16 protein-coding genes are annotated in these 15,033 nt (G+C 70.3%); 7 read left to right on the top strand and 9 right to left on the bottom strand.

The window, feature by feature from the left end; translation table 11 throughout:
* Positions 1 to 337: 337 nt before the first annotated feature.
* Genes HDA41_RS09035 through HDA41_RS09050 form a run of 4 tightly spaced genes read right to left on the bottom strand, consistent with a single transcriptional unit; the run spans position 338 to position 3,917 of the window.
* Positions 338 to 1,429, bottom strand: a complete 1,092-nt coding sequence (locus HDA41_RS09035) for an amidohydrolase family protein (protein WP_184982348.1) — start codon at positions 1,427 to 1,429, stop codon at positions 338 to 340.
* Between the two features lie 21 nt (positions 1,430 to 1,450).
* Positions 1,451 to 2,242, bottom strand: coding sequence for an amino acid ABC transporter ATP-binding protein (locus HDA41_RS09040; RefSeq protein ID WP_184982350.1), 792 nt, complete (start codon positions 2,240 to 2,242; stop codon positions 1,451 to 1,453).
* Positions 2,239 to 3,075: an amino acid ABC transporter permease gene (locus HDA41_RS09045; protein WP_184982352.1), complete on the bottom strand. Its 837-nt coding sequence runs from the start codon at positions 3,073 to 3,075 to the stop codon at positions 2,239 to 2,241. The genes HDA41_RS09040 and HDA41_RS09045 overlap by 4 nt, the downstream gene beginning before the upstream one ends.
* Positions 3,072 to 3,917, bottom strand: coding sequence for a basic amino acid ABC transporter substrate-binding protein (locus HDA41_RS09050; RefSeq protein ID WP_184982354.1), 846 nt, complete (start codon positions 3,915 to 3,917; stop codon positions 3,072 to 3,074). Before HDA41_RS09050 ends, HDA41_RS09045 begins: the two co-directional genes overlap by 4 nt.
* Before the next feature lie 200 nt (positions 3,918 to 4,117).
* On the opposite strand from HDA41_RS09050, the gene HDA41_RS09055 reads away from it, so the two are divergent.
* From HDA41_RS09055 to thpD, 6 genes are all read left to right on the top strand, one after another.
* Positions 4,118 to 5,218 (top strand): pyridoxal-phosphate-dependent aminotransferase family protein, encoded by a 1,101-nt coding sequence (locus tag HDA41_RS09055; RefSeq protein WP_184982355.1) that lies wholly within the window; start codon positions 4,118 to 4,120, stop codon positions 5,216 to 5,218.
* Positions 5,219 to 5,260: 42 nt separating this feature from the next.
* The gene (locus HDA41_RS09060) at positions 5,261 to 5,800 is read left to right on the top strand and encodes a DinB family protein (RefSeq protein ID WP_184982356.1); all 540 of its coding nucleotides are present in this window, start codon (positions 5,261 to 5,263) and stop codon (positions 5,798 to 5,800) included.
* A 339-nt stretch (positions 5,801 to 6,139) separates the two neighbouring features.
* Positions 6,140 to 6,646: a diaminobutyrate acetyltransferase gene (ectA, locus tag HDA41_RS09065; protein WP_184982357.1), complete on the top strand. Its 507-nt coding sequence runs from the start codon at positions 6,140 to 6,142 to the stop codon at positions 6,644 to 6,646.
* A 52-nt stretch (positions 6,647 to 6,698) separates the two neighbouring features.
* Positions 6,699 to 7,970: a diaminobutyrate--2-oxoglutarate transaminase gene (gene ectB, locus HDA41_RS09070; RefSeq protein ID WP_184982358.1), complete on the top strand. Its 1,272-nt coding sequence runs from the start codon at positions 6,699 to 6,701 to the stop codon at positions 7,968 to 7,970.
* Positions 7,971 to 8,012: 42 nt separating this feature from the next.
* Positions 8,013 to 8,411, top strand: a complete 399-nt coding sequence (locus HDA41_RS09075; protein ID WP_184982359.1) for an ectoine synthase — start codon at positions 8,013 to 8,015, stop codon at positions 8,409 to 8,411.
* A 7-nt stretch (positions 8,412 to 8,418) separates the two neighbouring features.
* Entirely contained in the window at positions 8,419 to 9,327 is a 909-nt protein-coding gene (gene thpD / locus HDA41_RS09080; protein ID WP_184982361.1) for an ectoine hydroxylase, read from the top strand.
* An 84-nt stretch (positions 9,328 to 9,411) separates the two neighbouring features.
* Here thpD and HDA41_RS09085 read toward each other — a convergent pair whose 3' ends face one another.
* The 5 genes from HDA41_RS09085 to HDA41_RS09105 all read right to left on the bottom strand — a co-directional run bounded on the left by HDA41_RS09085 (position 9,412) and on the right by HDA41_RS09105 (position 14,125).
* Positions 9,412 to 10,500 (bottom strand): aminotransferase class V-fold PLP-dependent enzyme, encoded by a 1,089-nt coding sequence (locus HDA41_RS09085; RefSeq protein WP_230299574.1) that lies wholly within the window; start codon positions 10,498 to 10,500, stop codon positions 9,412 to 9,414.
* Between the two features lie 60 nt (positions 10,501 to 10,560).
* A complete protein-coding gene (locus HDA41_RS09090) occupies positions 10,561 to 11,274 on the bottom strand; it encodes a DsbA family oxidoreductase (RefSeq protein ID WP_184982363.1) in 714 nt (237 codons plus the stop codon).
* A 75-nt stretch (positions 11,275 to 11,349) separates the two neighbouring features.
* Entirely contained in the window at positions 11,350 to 11,844 is a 495-nt protein-coding gene (locus HDA41_RS09095) for a GNAT family N-acetyltransferase (protein ID WP_184982365.1), read from the bottom strand.
* 45 nt (positions 11,845 to 11,889) lie between these two features.
* Complete coding sequence (locus HDA41_RS09100; RefSeq protein ID WP_184982367.1) at positions 11,890 to 12,498, bottom strand: DUF1349 domain-containing protein; 609 nt, start codon at positions 12,496 to 12,498, stop codon at positions 11,890 to 11,892.
* 97 nt (positions 12,499 to 12,595) lie between these two features.
* Positions 12,596 to 14,125, bottom strand: coding sequence for an aldehyde dehydrogenase (NADP(+)) (locus HDA41_RS09105; RefSeq protein WP_184982369.1), 1,530 nt, complete (start codon positions 14,123 to 14,125; stop codon positions 12,596 to 12,598).
* Positions 14,126 to 14,257: 132 nt separating this feature from the next.
* Here HDA41_RS09105 and HDA41_RS09110 point away from each other — a divergent pair, with 132 nt between their 5' ends.
* On the top strand, positions 14,258 to 15,031 hold the full coding sequence (locus HDA41_RS09110; protein WP_010037854.1) for an IclR family transcriptional regulator: 774 nt from the start codon (positions 14,258 to 14,260) through the stop codon (positions 15,029 to 15,031).
* Positions 15,032 to 15,033 lie beyond the last annotated feature (2 nt).

Raw genomic sequence — 15,033 nt, forward strand, 5'->3', positions numbered from 1 at the left:
AGCGGGCTGACGGCGGCGCGGACGGTGGCCAGGCGCAGCCGGCCGCCGCTCGCCGGGACGTCCCGTACGGCACGGGCCAGGTGGGCGGCGAAGAAGACGAAGAACACCGACGCGAGCTCCAGCAGGTACAGGCTCGCCCCGGTCCGGGCCTGGTGGTCCTCGAAGAAGGCTCTGACCGCGGAGCCGATGGCGTCGTAGCCGGGTGTGTCGCCGAGCAGCAGGAAGCCGACGAGCGTCAGGACGACGGCCACCAGTCCGGTCAGGGGTGCGATGCGCATGAGGTCTCCCGCCCTGAGGGTGGGTCGATGCGCAGGGCGGCGGCGCTCGCGCGGCGCGGTTACCCGACCACGCGCCCGTTCAGCACCACCCGGCGCGGCGCGGCCAGCACGCCCACGTCCTTCCGCGGGTCCTCGTCGTAGACGACGAGGTCGGCCGGGGCGCCCTCGTCCAGGCCGGGGCGGCCGAGCCAGGCCCGGGCCGTCCAGGTCCCCGCGGCCAGGGCCTCCACGGGCGGGATGCCCGCGGTGACCAGTTCGGCGACCTCGGCCGCCGCGAGGCCGTGGGCGAGTCCGCCGCCCGCGTCGGTGCCGACGAAGACCGGGATCCCGGCGTCGTAGGCGCCCCGGACGGTGTCGTAGCGGCGCTCGTGGAGCCGGCGCATATGGGCCGACCAGCGCGGGAACTTGCCCTCGCCGCCGTCGGCGAGCTGCGGGAAGGTGGCGATGTTGACCAGCGTCGGGACGATGGCGACGCCCCGTTCGGCGAACAGCGGGATGAGGTCCTCGGTCAGGCCCGTCGCGTGCTCGATGCAGTCGATGCCCGCCTCGACGAGGTCCTGGAGGGAGTCCTCCGAGAAGCAGTGCGCGGTGACCCGGGCGCCCAGCCGGTGCGCCTCGGCGATCGCCGCCTCCACCGCCCCGCGCGGCCAGCAGGCCGACAGATCGCCGAGGTCGCGGTCGATCCAGTCGCCGACCAGCTTCACCCAGCCGTCGCCGCGCCGCGCTTCCTGGGCGACGTAGGCGACCAGGTCGTCCGGCTCGATCTCCCAGGCGTAGTTGCGGATGTAGCGGCGGGTGCGAGCGATGTGCCGCCCGGCACGGATGATCTTCGGCAGGTCGTCGCGGTCGTCGATCCAACGGGTGTCGGAGGGCGAGCCCGCGTCGCGGATCAGCAGCGTGCCCGCGTCCCGGTCGGTCAGCGCCTGCTTCTCGGCGACGTCCCTGGGGACCGCGCCGTGCCGGTCCAGTCCCACGTGGCAGTGCGCGTCGACGAGACCGGGCAGGGCCCAGCCCCTGACGGTACGGATGTCGCGGGCGCCGGTGGGACGGTCGTAGGAGATCCGGCCGTCGACGACCCACAGCTCGTCGCGGACCTCCTCGGGTCCGACGAGCACCCGTCCCTTCACATGCAGCACCGTGCGATCGCTCATGTACGGCACCCTAGTCAGCCGCTAGTCGGCCTTGCCCACCTGGTCCGAGGTCTCCTCCTTCACCTCGGCCATGGCGGGGTCGAGGAGGCGGGAGAGGAAGTGGCGGGTGCGGTCGTGGCGCGGGTTGCCGATGACCTGCTCGGGGGTGCCGTCCTCCACGATCACGCCGCCGTCCATGAAGACGACCCGGTCGGCGACCTCGCGGGCGAAGGTCATCTCGTGGGTGACGACCATCATCGTCATGCCCTCGTCGGCGAGCATGCGCATCACCGCGAGGACGTCGCCGACCAGTTCGGGGTCCAGCGCCGAGGTCGGCTCGTCGAACAGCATCACCTCGGGGCCCATGGCCAGGGCCCGGGCGATGGCGACGCGCTGCTGCTGGCCGCCGGACAGGGACGAGGGATAGGCCGCCGCCTTCTCGGACAGGCCCACGCGCGCCAGGTTCTCGGCGGCCACCTTGGCGGCCGCCGTCTTGTCGCGGCGGAGCACCCGCCGCTGCGGCAGCGTGAGGTTCTCGGTCACCGTCAGGTGCGGGAACAGGTTGAACTGCTGGAAGACCATGCCGATGCGGCGGCGCACGGCGTCGATGTCGACGTCGGGATCCGTCAGTTCGGTGCCGCCCACGAAGACCTGCCCCTTGGTCGGCTCCTCCAGCAGGTTCACGCAGCGCAGCAGCGTCGACTTGCCGGAGCCGGACGGGCCGATGACACAGACGACCTCGCCCCGGCCGATCTCCAGGTCGATGCCGCGCAGCACCTCGTTGGCGCCGAACGACTTGTGCAGCGCGCGTACCTCGATCTCGGGTCGGCTCATGTGACGGCCTCCTGGGCCTTCGCCTCCATGCGGCGTACGACGAAGCCGAGCGGGATCGTGACCAGCAGGTAGCAGAGTCCGGCGACCAGGATCGGCGTGGAGTTGGCGGTCTGGCTGGCCAGGTCGCGGCCGAACTTGGACAGTTCGCGCTCCTCCAGGGTGACGCCGAGGAACAGCACCAGCGAGGAGTCCTTGAACAGCAGCACCAGTTCGTTGGTGAGCGGCGGGAGGATGATGCGGAACGCCTGCGGGATGATGATGGAGATCATGGCCCGCGCGGGCGAGAAGCCGAGCGAACGGGCCGCCTCCATCTGCCCCTTGGGCACGGCCTGGATGCCGGCGCGGATCGTCTCGGCCATGTACGCGGCGGCCACCAGGCCGAGCGCCAGGGCGACCTTGCCGTACGTGCCGCCGATGATCTCGGTGCCGGGGAAGGCCAGCGGCACGGCGACGCCGATGAAGATGAAGATCAGCAGGGCGGGCAGCCCGCGGAAGATCTCGATGTAGATCCCGGCGAGCCAGCGGTACGGGCCGACGGAGGACAGCCGCATCAGCGCGATCACCATGCCGAGGGCCAGCCCCACGGCGAAGCCGGTCACGGTGTAGAGCACGGTGTTCTTCAGCGCCAGCGTGATGACGTCCGGGAACATGCGCTCGGCGATGTCCGCCTGCGCGAACTGGTTCTGGAGCCGGTCCCAGTCGGCCGAGGCCGCGAAGGCGATCACGGCCGCGACGAACACGGCGTACTGGACGCCGCGCGAGAGGCTGCGCTTCTGCCGCCGGGTGAGGCCCTTCCTCCTCGGCTGGACCTCGGGCGTGTCGGTGTCCGTCATGAGGCGGCGGGCGACGCGGCGGACTCGTCGTACGGACCGATCCACCGCTCGTACAGCTTCTTGTACGTGCCGTCGGCCTTGGCGTCCGCGATCGCCTTGTTGATGGCGGCGAGGAGCTTGGTGTTGCCCTTCTTCACCGTGAAGCCGTACTGCTCACCGGTGCTGAGGTTGTCGACGACCTTGAAGGCGTCGGCGTTGGCCTTGTCCTTCAGCCAGCCCTGGACGACGGGGTAGTCGATGATCACGGCCTGGACCTGGCCGGTGCGCAGACCGTTGAGGACGGCGTCGGAGGACTCGAAGGAAACGGGGTCGAGGCCCTTGCTCTTGGCGTAGTCCTCACCGGTCGTCTGTGCCTGGGCGCCGAGCTTCCTGCCCTTGAGCTCGGCGAAGGAGCCGATGCCGCTCTTCTTGTCGACCAGCACGGCCTGGGTGGCGTTGAAGTACGGGTCGGAGAAGTCGACGTTCTTCTTGCGCTCCTCGGTGATGGTCATGCCGGCCGCGGCGAGGTCGCACTGGCCGGCGTTGAGGGACCCGCCGGTCTTGAAGTTCTCGAAGGGCTGGTCGACGATGTCCTGCTTCACGCCCAGGTCCTTGGCGACCAGGTCGATCAGCGACACGTCGAAGCCCTGCACCTTGCCGTCGATCTCCGACTGGAACGGCGGATAGGGCAGGTGGGTGCAGGTGGTGAGCTGCCCCGCCTTGGCGAGTTCGACGCCGCCGGGGGCCGTCTTGGTACTGCTGCCGCCGTCCTCGGTGGAGGTGCAGCCGGCCACGAGCAGCAGACCGGCCGTCGCGGTGGTGGCGGCCAGGATGCGGGCCCGGTGCCCGGGGTGCGTGTTCACGGCGAGCCTCCTGTGAGTGAACTGGGGGTTCTGATCATAAGGAGAAGTTTGGGTGGCTGAAAACAATCCGATGGCTGCGGAGCCGTCGGGCCTGGGAAGTCACCGGTCGAAGAGGGCCGGGACGCGGCGGTTACGCTCGTTCCCGTTGTCCCCGCGAGTTGCCTTCGCGAGTTGTCCCCGCACGTGAAGAGAGTGCCACCGTGACGCATCCGTTTCTGGACCTCGCCCCGCTCGGTGCGGACCGTTTCGCCGCGATCGAGAACCGTGTGGCGCGGCTGCTGAGCACCGAGCAGGACGTCGTGATCATGCAGGGCGAGGCGCTGCTGCCGCTGGAGGGCGCGATCCGTGCCGCGGCCGGTCCGGGCACGACGGCCCTGAACGTCATCACGGGCCCGTACGGGCAGACCTTCGGCGACTGGCTGCGGGACTGCGGCGCGACGGTGGTCGACCTGGCGGTGCCCTTCCACACGGCGGTCACGGCCGAGCAGATCCGGCAGGCCTTCGCCGAACACCCGGAGATCGACTTCGTGTCCCTGGTGCACGCGGAGGCGGCGACCGGCAACACCAATCCGGTCGCGGAGATCGGCGAGGTGGTACGCGAGCACGGGGCCCTGTTCTACCTGGACGCGGTGGCGTCGATCGGTGCCGAGCCCGTGCTGCCGGACGCGTGGGGCGTGGACCTGTGCGTGATCGGGGCGCAGAAGGCGATGGGCGGGCCGGCCGGCGTGTCGGCCGTGTCGGTGAGCGAGCGGGCCTGGGCCCGGATGGCGGCGAACCCGCGGGCGCCGCGCCGGTCGTATCTGTCGCTGCTCGACTGGAAGGAGCGGTGGATCGACGGCGGCCGCAAGGCGCTGCTGCACGCTCCGGCGCAGCTGGAGATGCTGGCTCTGGAGGCGTGCGTGGAGCGGATCGAGGCGGTGGGATCGGACACGGTGATGGCCCGGCACGCCTCCGCGGCGGCGGCCACGCGGGCCGGGGCGGTCGCGCTCGGCGGTGGACTGGAGCCGTATGTGTACGAGGCGCGGGACGCGGCGCCCGTCGCCACGACGCTCCGGGCACCGTCCGGGGCGGTGGCCTCGGAGCTGGTGGCCAGGGCGCTGGAGGCGGATCCGGCGGTGCCCGTGGCCGCCGGCGGTGGTGCGCTGTCCAAGGAGATGATCCGGGTCAATCACTACGGGGCCGATGCGACGCCGGGGGCCGTGCGGGCGAGTCTGGCGGCGTTGGGTGCCGCGCTCTCGGAGGCGGGGCTGTCGGTGGATGTGGAGGGGGCGCTGCGGGCGGCCGAGGAGGCGTGGCGGTAGCAGGGGCCCGGCGTTGTCAGTGGCCCGTGCCATGCTCCCCGCATGACTGCCGACACCCCCATCGACACCCCCATCACCCTTCCCGACGGCCGTCCCGTCCCGCACCTGACCGGTGACGAGCGGGCCATGCTGGAGAGCTGGCTGGACTTCCACCGGGCCACGCTGGAGCTGAAGTGCGCCGGGCTGGACGACGCGCAGGTGCGGACCGCGTCGGCCGAGCCGTCCACGCTGACGCTGCTCGGGCTGGTGCAGCACCTCGCCGAGGTCGAGCGGAACTGGTTCCAGCGGGTGGCCGCCGGGCTCGACGTGCCGCCGGTGTACGAGGACGGCACCGGATACACGCTGGACCCCGGGCGGGGGCTCGACGAGGCGCTCGGGATCTGGCGGCGGGAGATAGCCCGGGGGCGGAAGCTGTGCGCAGGGCTGGCGCTGGACCACATCGGCCGGGTCGCCGAGGGGCCGGTGCCCGGGATGGAGGTCAGCATGCGCTGGGTGCTGATCCACATGATCGAGGAGTACGCACGGCACAACGGTCACGCCGATCTCCTGCGGGAGCGCGTCGACGGAGTGACCGGGGCTTGAATTACACGTGCTTTCCAAGAGGACCCATATGTAAGCTGGCACACAATTAGGAATTGCTTCAAGAATAGCTTCCCGTATTCTTCTGCCCGCTTTCTCCGGTCCTAAACCCAAAGATTTTGAGGACACTTGGAGGGGAAATTCGGGCAGATCTCGTGGGGATTACATGGCTGTGACGCAATACACATCGTGACCGCCTTGCCCGGTATTATCCGTACAATACTGGGCATTTTGCCGCCGTTTGGCGTGAACACTCACGCCCGCGCGATAACACAGCCATGGCTCATACGTAAGCCCTTCCGGCGATGCAATTTCGAATTTCGCTGGGTAAGTTCAATTCGCATGACTGCCGTACAAGCAGATCCGCAAATCGACCGCCCCACGGTGGCTGACGGAGCCGCGCTCTGGCGGATGGCGAAGGACTCGAAGGTTCTCGACCTGAACTCGTCCTACAGCTATCTGCTGTGGTGCCGCGACTTCGCGGCCACATCGGCTGTAGCGCGTGACGAGCACGGCGAACCGATGGGCTTCATCACCGGGTACGTGCGGCTGGACAGCCCGCGCACCCTGCTGGTCTGGCAGGTGGCCGTGGACGAGGCGCACCGCGGGCGCGGGCTGGCCGCCAAGCTGCTCGACGGTCTGGTCGCCCGGACCACCAGCGAGCGCGGGGTGACGACGGTGGAGACCACCATCACCCCGGGCAACACCGCCTCGGAGCGCCTGTTCACCTCCTTCGCCGAGCGGCACGGCGCCCGGCTGGAGCGCGAGGTGCTGTTCGACAAGGGCCTGTTCCCCGACGGGCCGCACGACGCCGAGGTCCTGTACCGCATCGGCCCGCTGGCCCACTGACTCCCACCCGAACTCCCTCAGACTTCCCCCACGCACCGAGGAGCGATTCGTCGTGACCATCACCCAGCCCGACCTGAGCGTCTTCGAGACCCTTGAGTCCGAAGTGCGCAGCTACTGCCGCGGCTGGCCCACCGTCTTCGACCGCGCGGTGGGCAGCCGTATGTACGACGAGGACGGCCATGAGTACCTCGACTTCTTCGCCGGAGCCGGGTCACTGAACTACGGGCACAACAACCCCGTCCTCAAACGCGCCCTGATCGACTACCTGGAGCGGGACGGTGTCGCGCACGGGCTCGACATGTCGACCACCGCCAAGCGCACCTTCCTGGAGACCTTCCAGAACCTGCTGCTGCGGCCGCGCGACCTGCCGTACAAGGTCATGTTCCCGGGCCCGACCGGCACCAACGCCGTGGAGTCCGCGCTGAAACTGGCGCGGAAGGTGAAGGGGCGAGAGGCGATCGTGTCGTTCACCAACGCCTTCCACGGCATGTCGCTGGGCTCGCTGGCCGTGACCGGCAACGCCTTCAAGCGGGCCGGCGCCGGTATCCCGCTGGTGCACGGCACGCCGATGCCGTTCGACAACTACTTCGACGGCCAGGTCCCGGACTTCCTGTGGTTCGAGCGGCTCCTGGAGGACCAGGGCTCGGGCCTGAACAAGCCGGCCGCCGTGATCGTGGAGACCGTGCAGGGCGAGGGCGGCATCAACGTGGCCCGGCCCGAGTGGCTGCGTGCGCTCTCCGAGCTGTGCGAGCGGCAGGACATGCTGCTCATCGTCGACGACATCCAGATGGGCTGCGGCCGTACCGGCGCCTTCTTCTCCTTCGAGGAGGCGGGCATCACGCCGGACATCGTCACCGTCTCGAAGTCGATCAGCGGTTACGGCCTGCCCATGTCGCTGTGCCTGTTCAAGCCCGAGCTGGACGTCTGGGAGCCGGGCGAGCACAACGGCACCTTCCGCGGCAACAACCCCGCCTTCGTCACGGCCACCGCGGCCCTGGAGGCGTACTGGGCCGACGGTTCCGCGATGGAGAAGCAGACCCGCAAGCGCGGCGAGCAGGTCGAGCAGGCACTGATCTCCATCACCGAGGAGAACCTGGCCGACGTGAAGGAGTACCGGGGCCGCGGCCTGGTGTGGGGCATGGAGTTCCACGACAAGGAGCGCGCGGGCAGGATCGCCAAGCGCGCCTTCGAGCTGGGGCTGCTCATCGAGACGTCCGGGCCCGAGAGCGAGGTCGTGAAACTGCTCCCCGCCCTGACCATCACGCCCGAGGAACTGGACGAGGGCCTGTCGATGCTGGCCCGCGCCGTCCGCGAGACCGCCTGACCAACCAACCGGCACCACCCATCTAGGAGGCATCGCAGCACCGTGATTGTCCGTTCGTTCAAGGAGATCGAAGGTACCGACCGGCACGTGAAGGCGGCGTCCGGCACGTGGGAGAGCAAACGCATCGTCCTCGCCAAGGAGAAGGTCGGCTTCTCCCTGCACGAGACGATCCTGTACGCGGGTACGGAGACGTCGATGTGGTACGCGAACCACATCGAGGCCGTCGTCTGCGTGGAGGGCGAGGCCGAGCTGACCGACCACGAGACCGGGCAGACGCACACCATCACGCCCGGGACCATGTACCTCCTGGACGGGCACGAGAAGCACACGCTGCGGATCAAGAAGGACTTCCGCTGCCTCTGCGTCTTCAATCCGCCCGTGACCGGACGGGAGGACCACGACGAGAACGGCGTTTACCCGCTGCTCACCGAGGAGGTGTGACGTTTCCATGACCGCCACCATCGACACCACCACCGGTATCCCCGACCTCTACCCCAGTCGCGGTGCCACCGAGGTGCTCACCCCGCGCCAGGACCCGGTCGTCTGGGGCGCGCCGGACGCACCCGGCCCGGTCGGGCCGGCCGACCTGCTGTCCTTCGAGCGTGACGGCTTCCTCGCCATCGACCAGCTCATCACGGACGACGAGGTCGTGGTCTACCGGAACGAGCTGAACCGGCTGGTGAACGACCCGGACATCCGCGCCGACGAACGGTCGATCGTCGAGCCGAAGTCCAAGGAGATCCGCTCGGTCTTCGAGGTACACAAGATCAGCGAGGTGTTCGCCAGGCTGGTGAGCGACGAGCGGGTCGTCGGCCGGGCGCGGCAGATCCTCGGCTCGGACGTCTACGTCCATCAGTCGCGGATCAACGTCAAGCCGGGCTTCGGGGCCAGTGGCTTCTACTGGCACTCGGACTTCGAGACGTGGCATGCCGAGGACGGTCTGCCGCGGATGCGCACGGTGTCGGTCTCGATCGCGCTGACCGAGAACTACGACACCAACGGCGGGCTCATGATCATGCCGGGGTCGCACAAGACGTTCCTCGGGTGCGCGGGGGCCACGCCGAAGGACAACTACAAGAAGTCGCTGCAGATGCAGGACGCGGGCACGCCCTCCGACGAGGCGCTGACCCAGCTGGCCTCGCAGCACGGCATCAAGTTGTTCACGGGCAAGGCCGGTTCGGCGACGTGGTTCGACTGCAACTGCATGCACGGCTCCGGCGACAACATCACGCCGTTCCCGCGGTCGAACGTCTTCATCGTGTTCAACAGCGTGGAGAACGCGGCGGTGGAGCCGTTCGCGGCGCCGGTGCGGCGGCCGGAGTTCATCGGTGCGCGGGACTTCACGCCGGTGCGGTGACCGCTCTCGCCGGTGAAGTGACCGGGTGACACAGCTGCCGGGCGGGGCCTCCTCGTGTGGGACGGGAGGCCCCGCCCGGTTGTGTCATGCGGCCAGGACCTCGAGAAGGCGGTCGACGTCCGCCGGGGTGTTGTAGAGGTGGAACGCCGCCCGCAGATTCCCCGCCCGGTCGGCCACCTCGATGCCCGCCCGGCTCAGTTCGCCCTGCCGGTGGCCGAGCCCCGGCACGGACACGATCGCCGAGCCCGGCGCGGGCACCGGCTCATGACCCAGCTCGGCGAGCCCGACGCGGAAGCGGTCCGCGAGGGCGGCATCGTGGGCGTGCACGACGTCGACACCGATGTCCTCCAGCAGTCCCAGGGAGGCGCGCATCCCGGCGTAGGCGAAGAGCGCGGGGCTGATGTCGAAGCGCCGTGCGGAGTGGGCGAGTTCCTCGACGGGGCCGTAGCAGCTCTCCCACGGGACCTCACCCGCGGCCCAGCCGGCGAGCAGCGGGGTGAGCCCGCCGAAGTCCTGCGGGGCGACGAAGAACGCGGCCCCGTGCGGTCCCAGCAGCCACTTGAAGCCGACGGCGGCGAGGAAGTCGTCCGCGTCGCCCTCCATCGGCAGCCAGCCGGCCGACTGGGAGGCGTCGACGTAGGTACGGGCCCCGTACGCCCGGGCCGCCTCGCGCACGGCCGGCAGGTCGGCGAGCCGGCCGTCGGCGGACTGTGCGGTGCTGACCGCGACGAGCGCGGTGCCGGGGCGGACGGACTCGGCGAGCCGCTCCAGGGGCACGGCGCGCACCTTGAGGTCTCCGCGCGCGTGGAACGGATTGACCAGGGAGGCGAAGTCGCCCTCCGCCGTGAGGACTTCGGCGCCCGCGGGCAGCGAGGCGGCGATCAGCCCTCCGTACTCGGCGACCGAGGCGCCGGTGGCGACCCGCTCGGCCGGCACGCCGGCCAGCCGGGCGAAGGACGCGCGGGCGGCCTCGACGTCCTCGTACAGGGGACCCAGGGGCGTACCCTCCGCGCGCATCCGCACCGCCTGCTGCACGGCGGTGACGGTACGGGCGGGCAGGAGCCCGTTGCTCGCGGTGTTGAGGAAGGTGTGCTTCGGGGCGAACTCGGCACGGACGAGGTTCTCGAAGGTCTCCATGGAACCACTCTGCGTCCCCTGGATCTCCTCGTCCATTGCCGATTTCTGCGTGAGGTCGCTAAGGGACGCTTATACACGCGCTCCGAGCTGGGTCTTTCACTGCTGGGGCACAGCGCAGCCGTCCGGCCCGCAGGCGTCCGCGTCCCCGCTGTCCACGATCTTCAGGGGCGAGCGCTCGCCGTACGCCTGGGCCAGGGCCCGGGCGAAGACCTCCGCGGGCTGGGCGCCGGAGATGCCGTACTTGCGGTCGAGGACGAAGAAGGGCACACCGCCGGCACCGAGCTGCGCGGCTTCCCGCTCGTCGGCGCGTACGTCGTCGGCGTAGGCGCCGGGGTCGGCGAGCACCGCGCGGACGGCCTCCACCTCCAGCCCGGCGGCCACGCCGAGCTCCACCAGCCGCTCGTCATCATCGAAAACGGAGCGCTCCTCGGCGAAGTTCGCCCGGTACAGCAGGTCGAGCAGCTGCTCCTGGCGCCCCCGCTCCTTGGCGAAGTGGAGCAGGCGGTGCATGTCGAAGGTGCTGCCGTGGTCGCGGCCCCGGGTGCGGTAGTCCAGCCCCTCGGCGGCGGCCTGCGCGCCGAGGTTGTCCTCACCGGCCTCGGCCTGCGCCTCGCTCATCCCGTACTTCCTGGTGAGCATCGTGATCACGGGCTGGATGTCGTCCTTGGCGCGGCCCGGGTCCAGCTCGAAGGAGCGGTGCACCACCTCGACGTCGTCACGGTGCGGGAAGTCCCGCAGCGCCTTCTCGAAGCGGGCTTTGCCCACGTAGCACCAGGGGCAGGCGATGTCGCTCCAGATCTCGACGCGCATGTCTTCGGCTCTCTCCAGCTCGTACGGGGTGCGGAGGCCCCCTCCGCCGATTGGTGAACGTTCAAGCAGCCGGTTTCATTCCGCGGCCGGGGAGAGCCGCATCGTCAGATGGTGATCCCCCGGCTCGGCCGGTTCCGGCACCCACCCCTGCCGCCGGTAGAACCCCTGCGCCCGCAGGTTGTCGACATGCACGTCGAGGACGGCGGTCCGCCGGCCGTCGGCCTGCCACTCCTCGACGCACGCCGTATGCAGGGCGGTGCCGACACCGCGGCGCCAGTGGTCGGGGTCGACGTGGAACTGGAACAGCTTCACCGTGTCCGCCGGGGCGCCCTCGGGAGTACGGAAGGAGGTCAGGCCGACGATGCGCCCCGCCTCCACGACGCACAACACCCGCCCGTCCGGCCGCACGAGGGCACTCTCCCAGGAGGCGAGCCAGTCGGTACCGTCCTGCGGCAGCCCGTCGGGGTAGTACGTCGCCCGGGCACGCGCGTGCAGCGCGACGACGTCCGCCACCTCGGCGGGCAGGGCGGTACGGATCACCCTGTCCGGAGTCACTCGGTTCCTGATCACGCAGTGGAGGACGCCCCCGGCCGGGACGCGGTTCTCCGACAGACCTCAGCTGCCGTCGCGCAGGTCGTTCGGCCAGTGCGGCCTGAACTCGATGTGGTCGTACGTCACCACGCAACCCTCCCCCATCGGCGACTGGGTCATGAAGCCGACCAGGGCCGCGCCCGTCTCCTTCTCGTCGCCCAGGGTGAAGAGGCGGACGAAGGTCCACCGTTCACCGTCGCGGGAGGCGTGGAAGGCGAAGGCGCGGCCGGTCCGACTCACCCGGAGCCAGACGGAACTGCCGTCGACGGTGAAGGAGTTGGCGTCGTCGGAGTGCCCCCGGGTGACCACCGTGCAGACGGTGGGCACGTCCGGGGAGTACTCCAGACAGAGCTTGGCCCAGGCGCGCTCGCCGACATGCACGTAGAGCACCCCGGCGTCGAAAGCCGCGCCGAACCCGACCGTGACCCGGGCGATCAGCTGGAAGTCCCCTTCGGGCGCCCCGAGCAGCCGCGGCGCGTCGGAGGCGGGGTCCAGCGCCTCCCCCGTGGGCGGCACGAACCGATCCTGCCGCGCCCCGGCCCACCCGGTGAGCACCCCGTCCTCATAGGACCAATGGGCCTCGGGCCCGTAGGAGCGCAGGGGGAACGGAAGTTCGGAAATCTCGAGATCCATTCGACCGAGTCTTCCAGGTCCGGCCCTCAGGGGCGCGGGGAACTGCGCGATCAACCACAACAAACCGGCACCCGCAGCTCACCGCACCCCAACGGCGCTACCGCTCCAAACGCCCGTTGAACCTACGCGGCAGCCCCAGCGAATTCTCATCCCGCAGCTCCGCCGGCAGCAGCGCCTCCGGCGCGCTCTGATACACCACCGGCCGCAGCCACCGCTCGATCGCCGTCCCGCCCACCGACGTGGACGTCGACGTCGTGGCGGGGTACGGCCCGCCGTGATGCTGAGCCGGCGCGACGGCGACACCAGTAGGCCAGCCATTCACCAGCACACGCCCGGCCAGCGGCGTCAGCTCCTGCAGAAGCTCCGCGCCCTGGCCCTGGCCCGCGGCCTCCTCCTCGGAGAGCTGCACCGTCGCCGTCAGGTTGCCCGGCAGCCGCGACAGCACGGCCTTCACCTCGGCCTCGTCCTCGTAGCGGGCCACCACCGTGACCGGCCCGAAGCACTCCTCCAGGAGCAGGTCGTGCTCGCCCTCCTCCGCCAGCCTGCTCGCCGGAACCGTGAGGAAGCCCGCGCTGACGGTGTGCTCGCCGCCCGCGCCGGGCGTGACCGGGGAGTCGACATCGGGCAGCTGGGCGCGCTCGGCGACGCCGGCGACGAAGTTGTCGCGCATGCGGTGGTCGAGCAGGACCCCGGCGTCGGTGTCGCTCACGGCGTCGGTCAGCGACTTCAGCAGGGCGTCACCGGCGGCGCCGGACGGCGCGAGGACCAGGCCCGGCTTCACGCAGAACTGGCCGACGCCCAGCGTCATCGAACCGGCGAGGCCCGCACCGATCGCATCGGCCCGCTCGGCGGCCGCGGCCTCGGTGACGACGACCGGGTTCAGGGAGCCGAGCTCGCCGTGGAAGGGGATCGGGACGGGGCGGGCGGCCGCCGCGTCGAAGAGGGCCCGGCCACCACGCACCGACCCGGTGAAGCCGGCCGCCGCGACCAGCGGGTGCTTGATCAGCTCGATGCCGGCCTCGAAGCCGTGCACCAGCCCGAGGACACCGTCGGGGATGTCGTGCCGGGCGGCGGCGCGGCGCAGCACCTTGGCGACGTACTCGGACAGGGCCGGGTGGTCCGGGTGCGCCTTGACGACGACCGGGCAGCCGGCCGCGAGGGCGCTGGCGGTGTCGCCGCCGGCGACCGAGAAGGCGAACGGGAAGTTCGACGCCGAGTACACGGCGACGACACCCAGGGGCACCTTGTAACGGCGCAGGTCGGGGATCGGCGGCGTCGCGGTGTCGTCGGGGTGGTTGATGACGACGTCGAGGAAGGCGCCCTCGTCGACGATGTCGGCGAAGGCCCGCAGCTGGTAGCAGGTACGGGCGAGCTCGCCGGTCAGCCGGACCGGGCCGAGCGCGGTCTCGGCGTCGGCGGTCTCGACGAGGCCGTCCTTGGCCGCCTGCAGCTCCTCGGCGGCGCTGCGCAGGAAGGCGGCGCGGACGGCGCGGTCCGCCAGTGAGCCGCGCGCCTCGTGCGCGGCGCGGACGGCGGCGTCCACCTCCTGGGCTGTGGCCTCCACCGCAACCTGTTCACGCTGCTTCCCGGTTCGGGGGTCGACACTCCAGACTGGTGCTGCTGCCACCGCGGGTCCCTCCACACATGTAATGCCGCAGTACTGGGTCATTCACCAGGGGCGTTCGATATGCTGAACGCTGTCTCTGATGATGAATATGCTGTGGAGACTATTTCCCGTCGAACGAAGGGGTCAAGAGCGATGTCGGCTGGCGAGACGGGCGGCGGGGCGCAGGTCAAGTCCGCGGTAAGAACGGTTGAACTGCTCGAATACTTCGCCGGGCGTCCCGGTATGCACTCCCTCGCGGCGGTCCAGGAGGCCGTCGGCTACCCCAAGTCCAGCCTCTACATGCTACTCCGCACGCTCGTCGAGCTGGGCTGGGTGGAGACGGACGCGACGGGCACGCGGTACGGCATCGGGGTGCGGGCCCTGCTGGTCGGCACCTCCTACATCGACGGCGACGAGGTCGTGGCGGCGGCCCGGCCCACGCTGGACCGGCTCTCGGACGACACGACCGAGACGATCCACCTGGCCCGCCTCGACGGCACGAACGTCGTCTACCTCGCCACCCGCCAGTCGCAGCACTACCTGCGTCCCTTCACCCGGGTCGGCCGCCGCCTGCCCGCGCACTCCACGTCCCTCGGCAAGGCGCTGCTGAGCACCTACTCGGACGAGCAGGTCCGCAAGATGCTCCCGGAGACGCTGCCCGCGCTGACCGAGAACACGATCACCGACCGCGAGAAGCTCATCGAGGAACTGCACCAGGTCCGGGAGCAGGGCTTCGCCGTGGACCGCGAGGAGAACACGCTGGGGCTGCGCTGCTTCGGCGTGGCCATCCCGTACCGCACGCCGGCGCGGGACGCGATCAGCTGCTCGGTGCCGGTGGCGCGGCTCACGCCGGCGCACGAACAGCTGGTGAAGGACGCGCTGTTCGACGCGCGGGACCGGCTGACACTGGCCACCCGTAGGCTCTGAGG

The organism is Streptomyces caelestis, assembly GCF_014205255.1.
Taxonomy (GTDB): Bacteria; Actinomycetota; Actinomycetes; order Streptomycetales; family Streptomycetaceae; genus Streptomyces; species Streptomyces caelestis.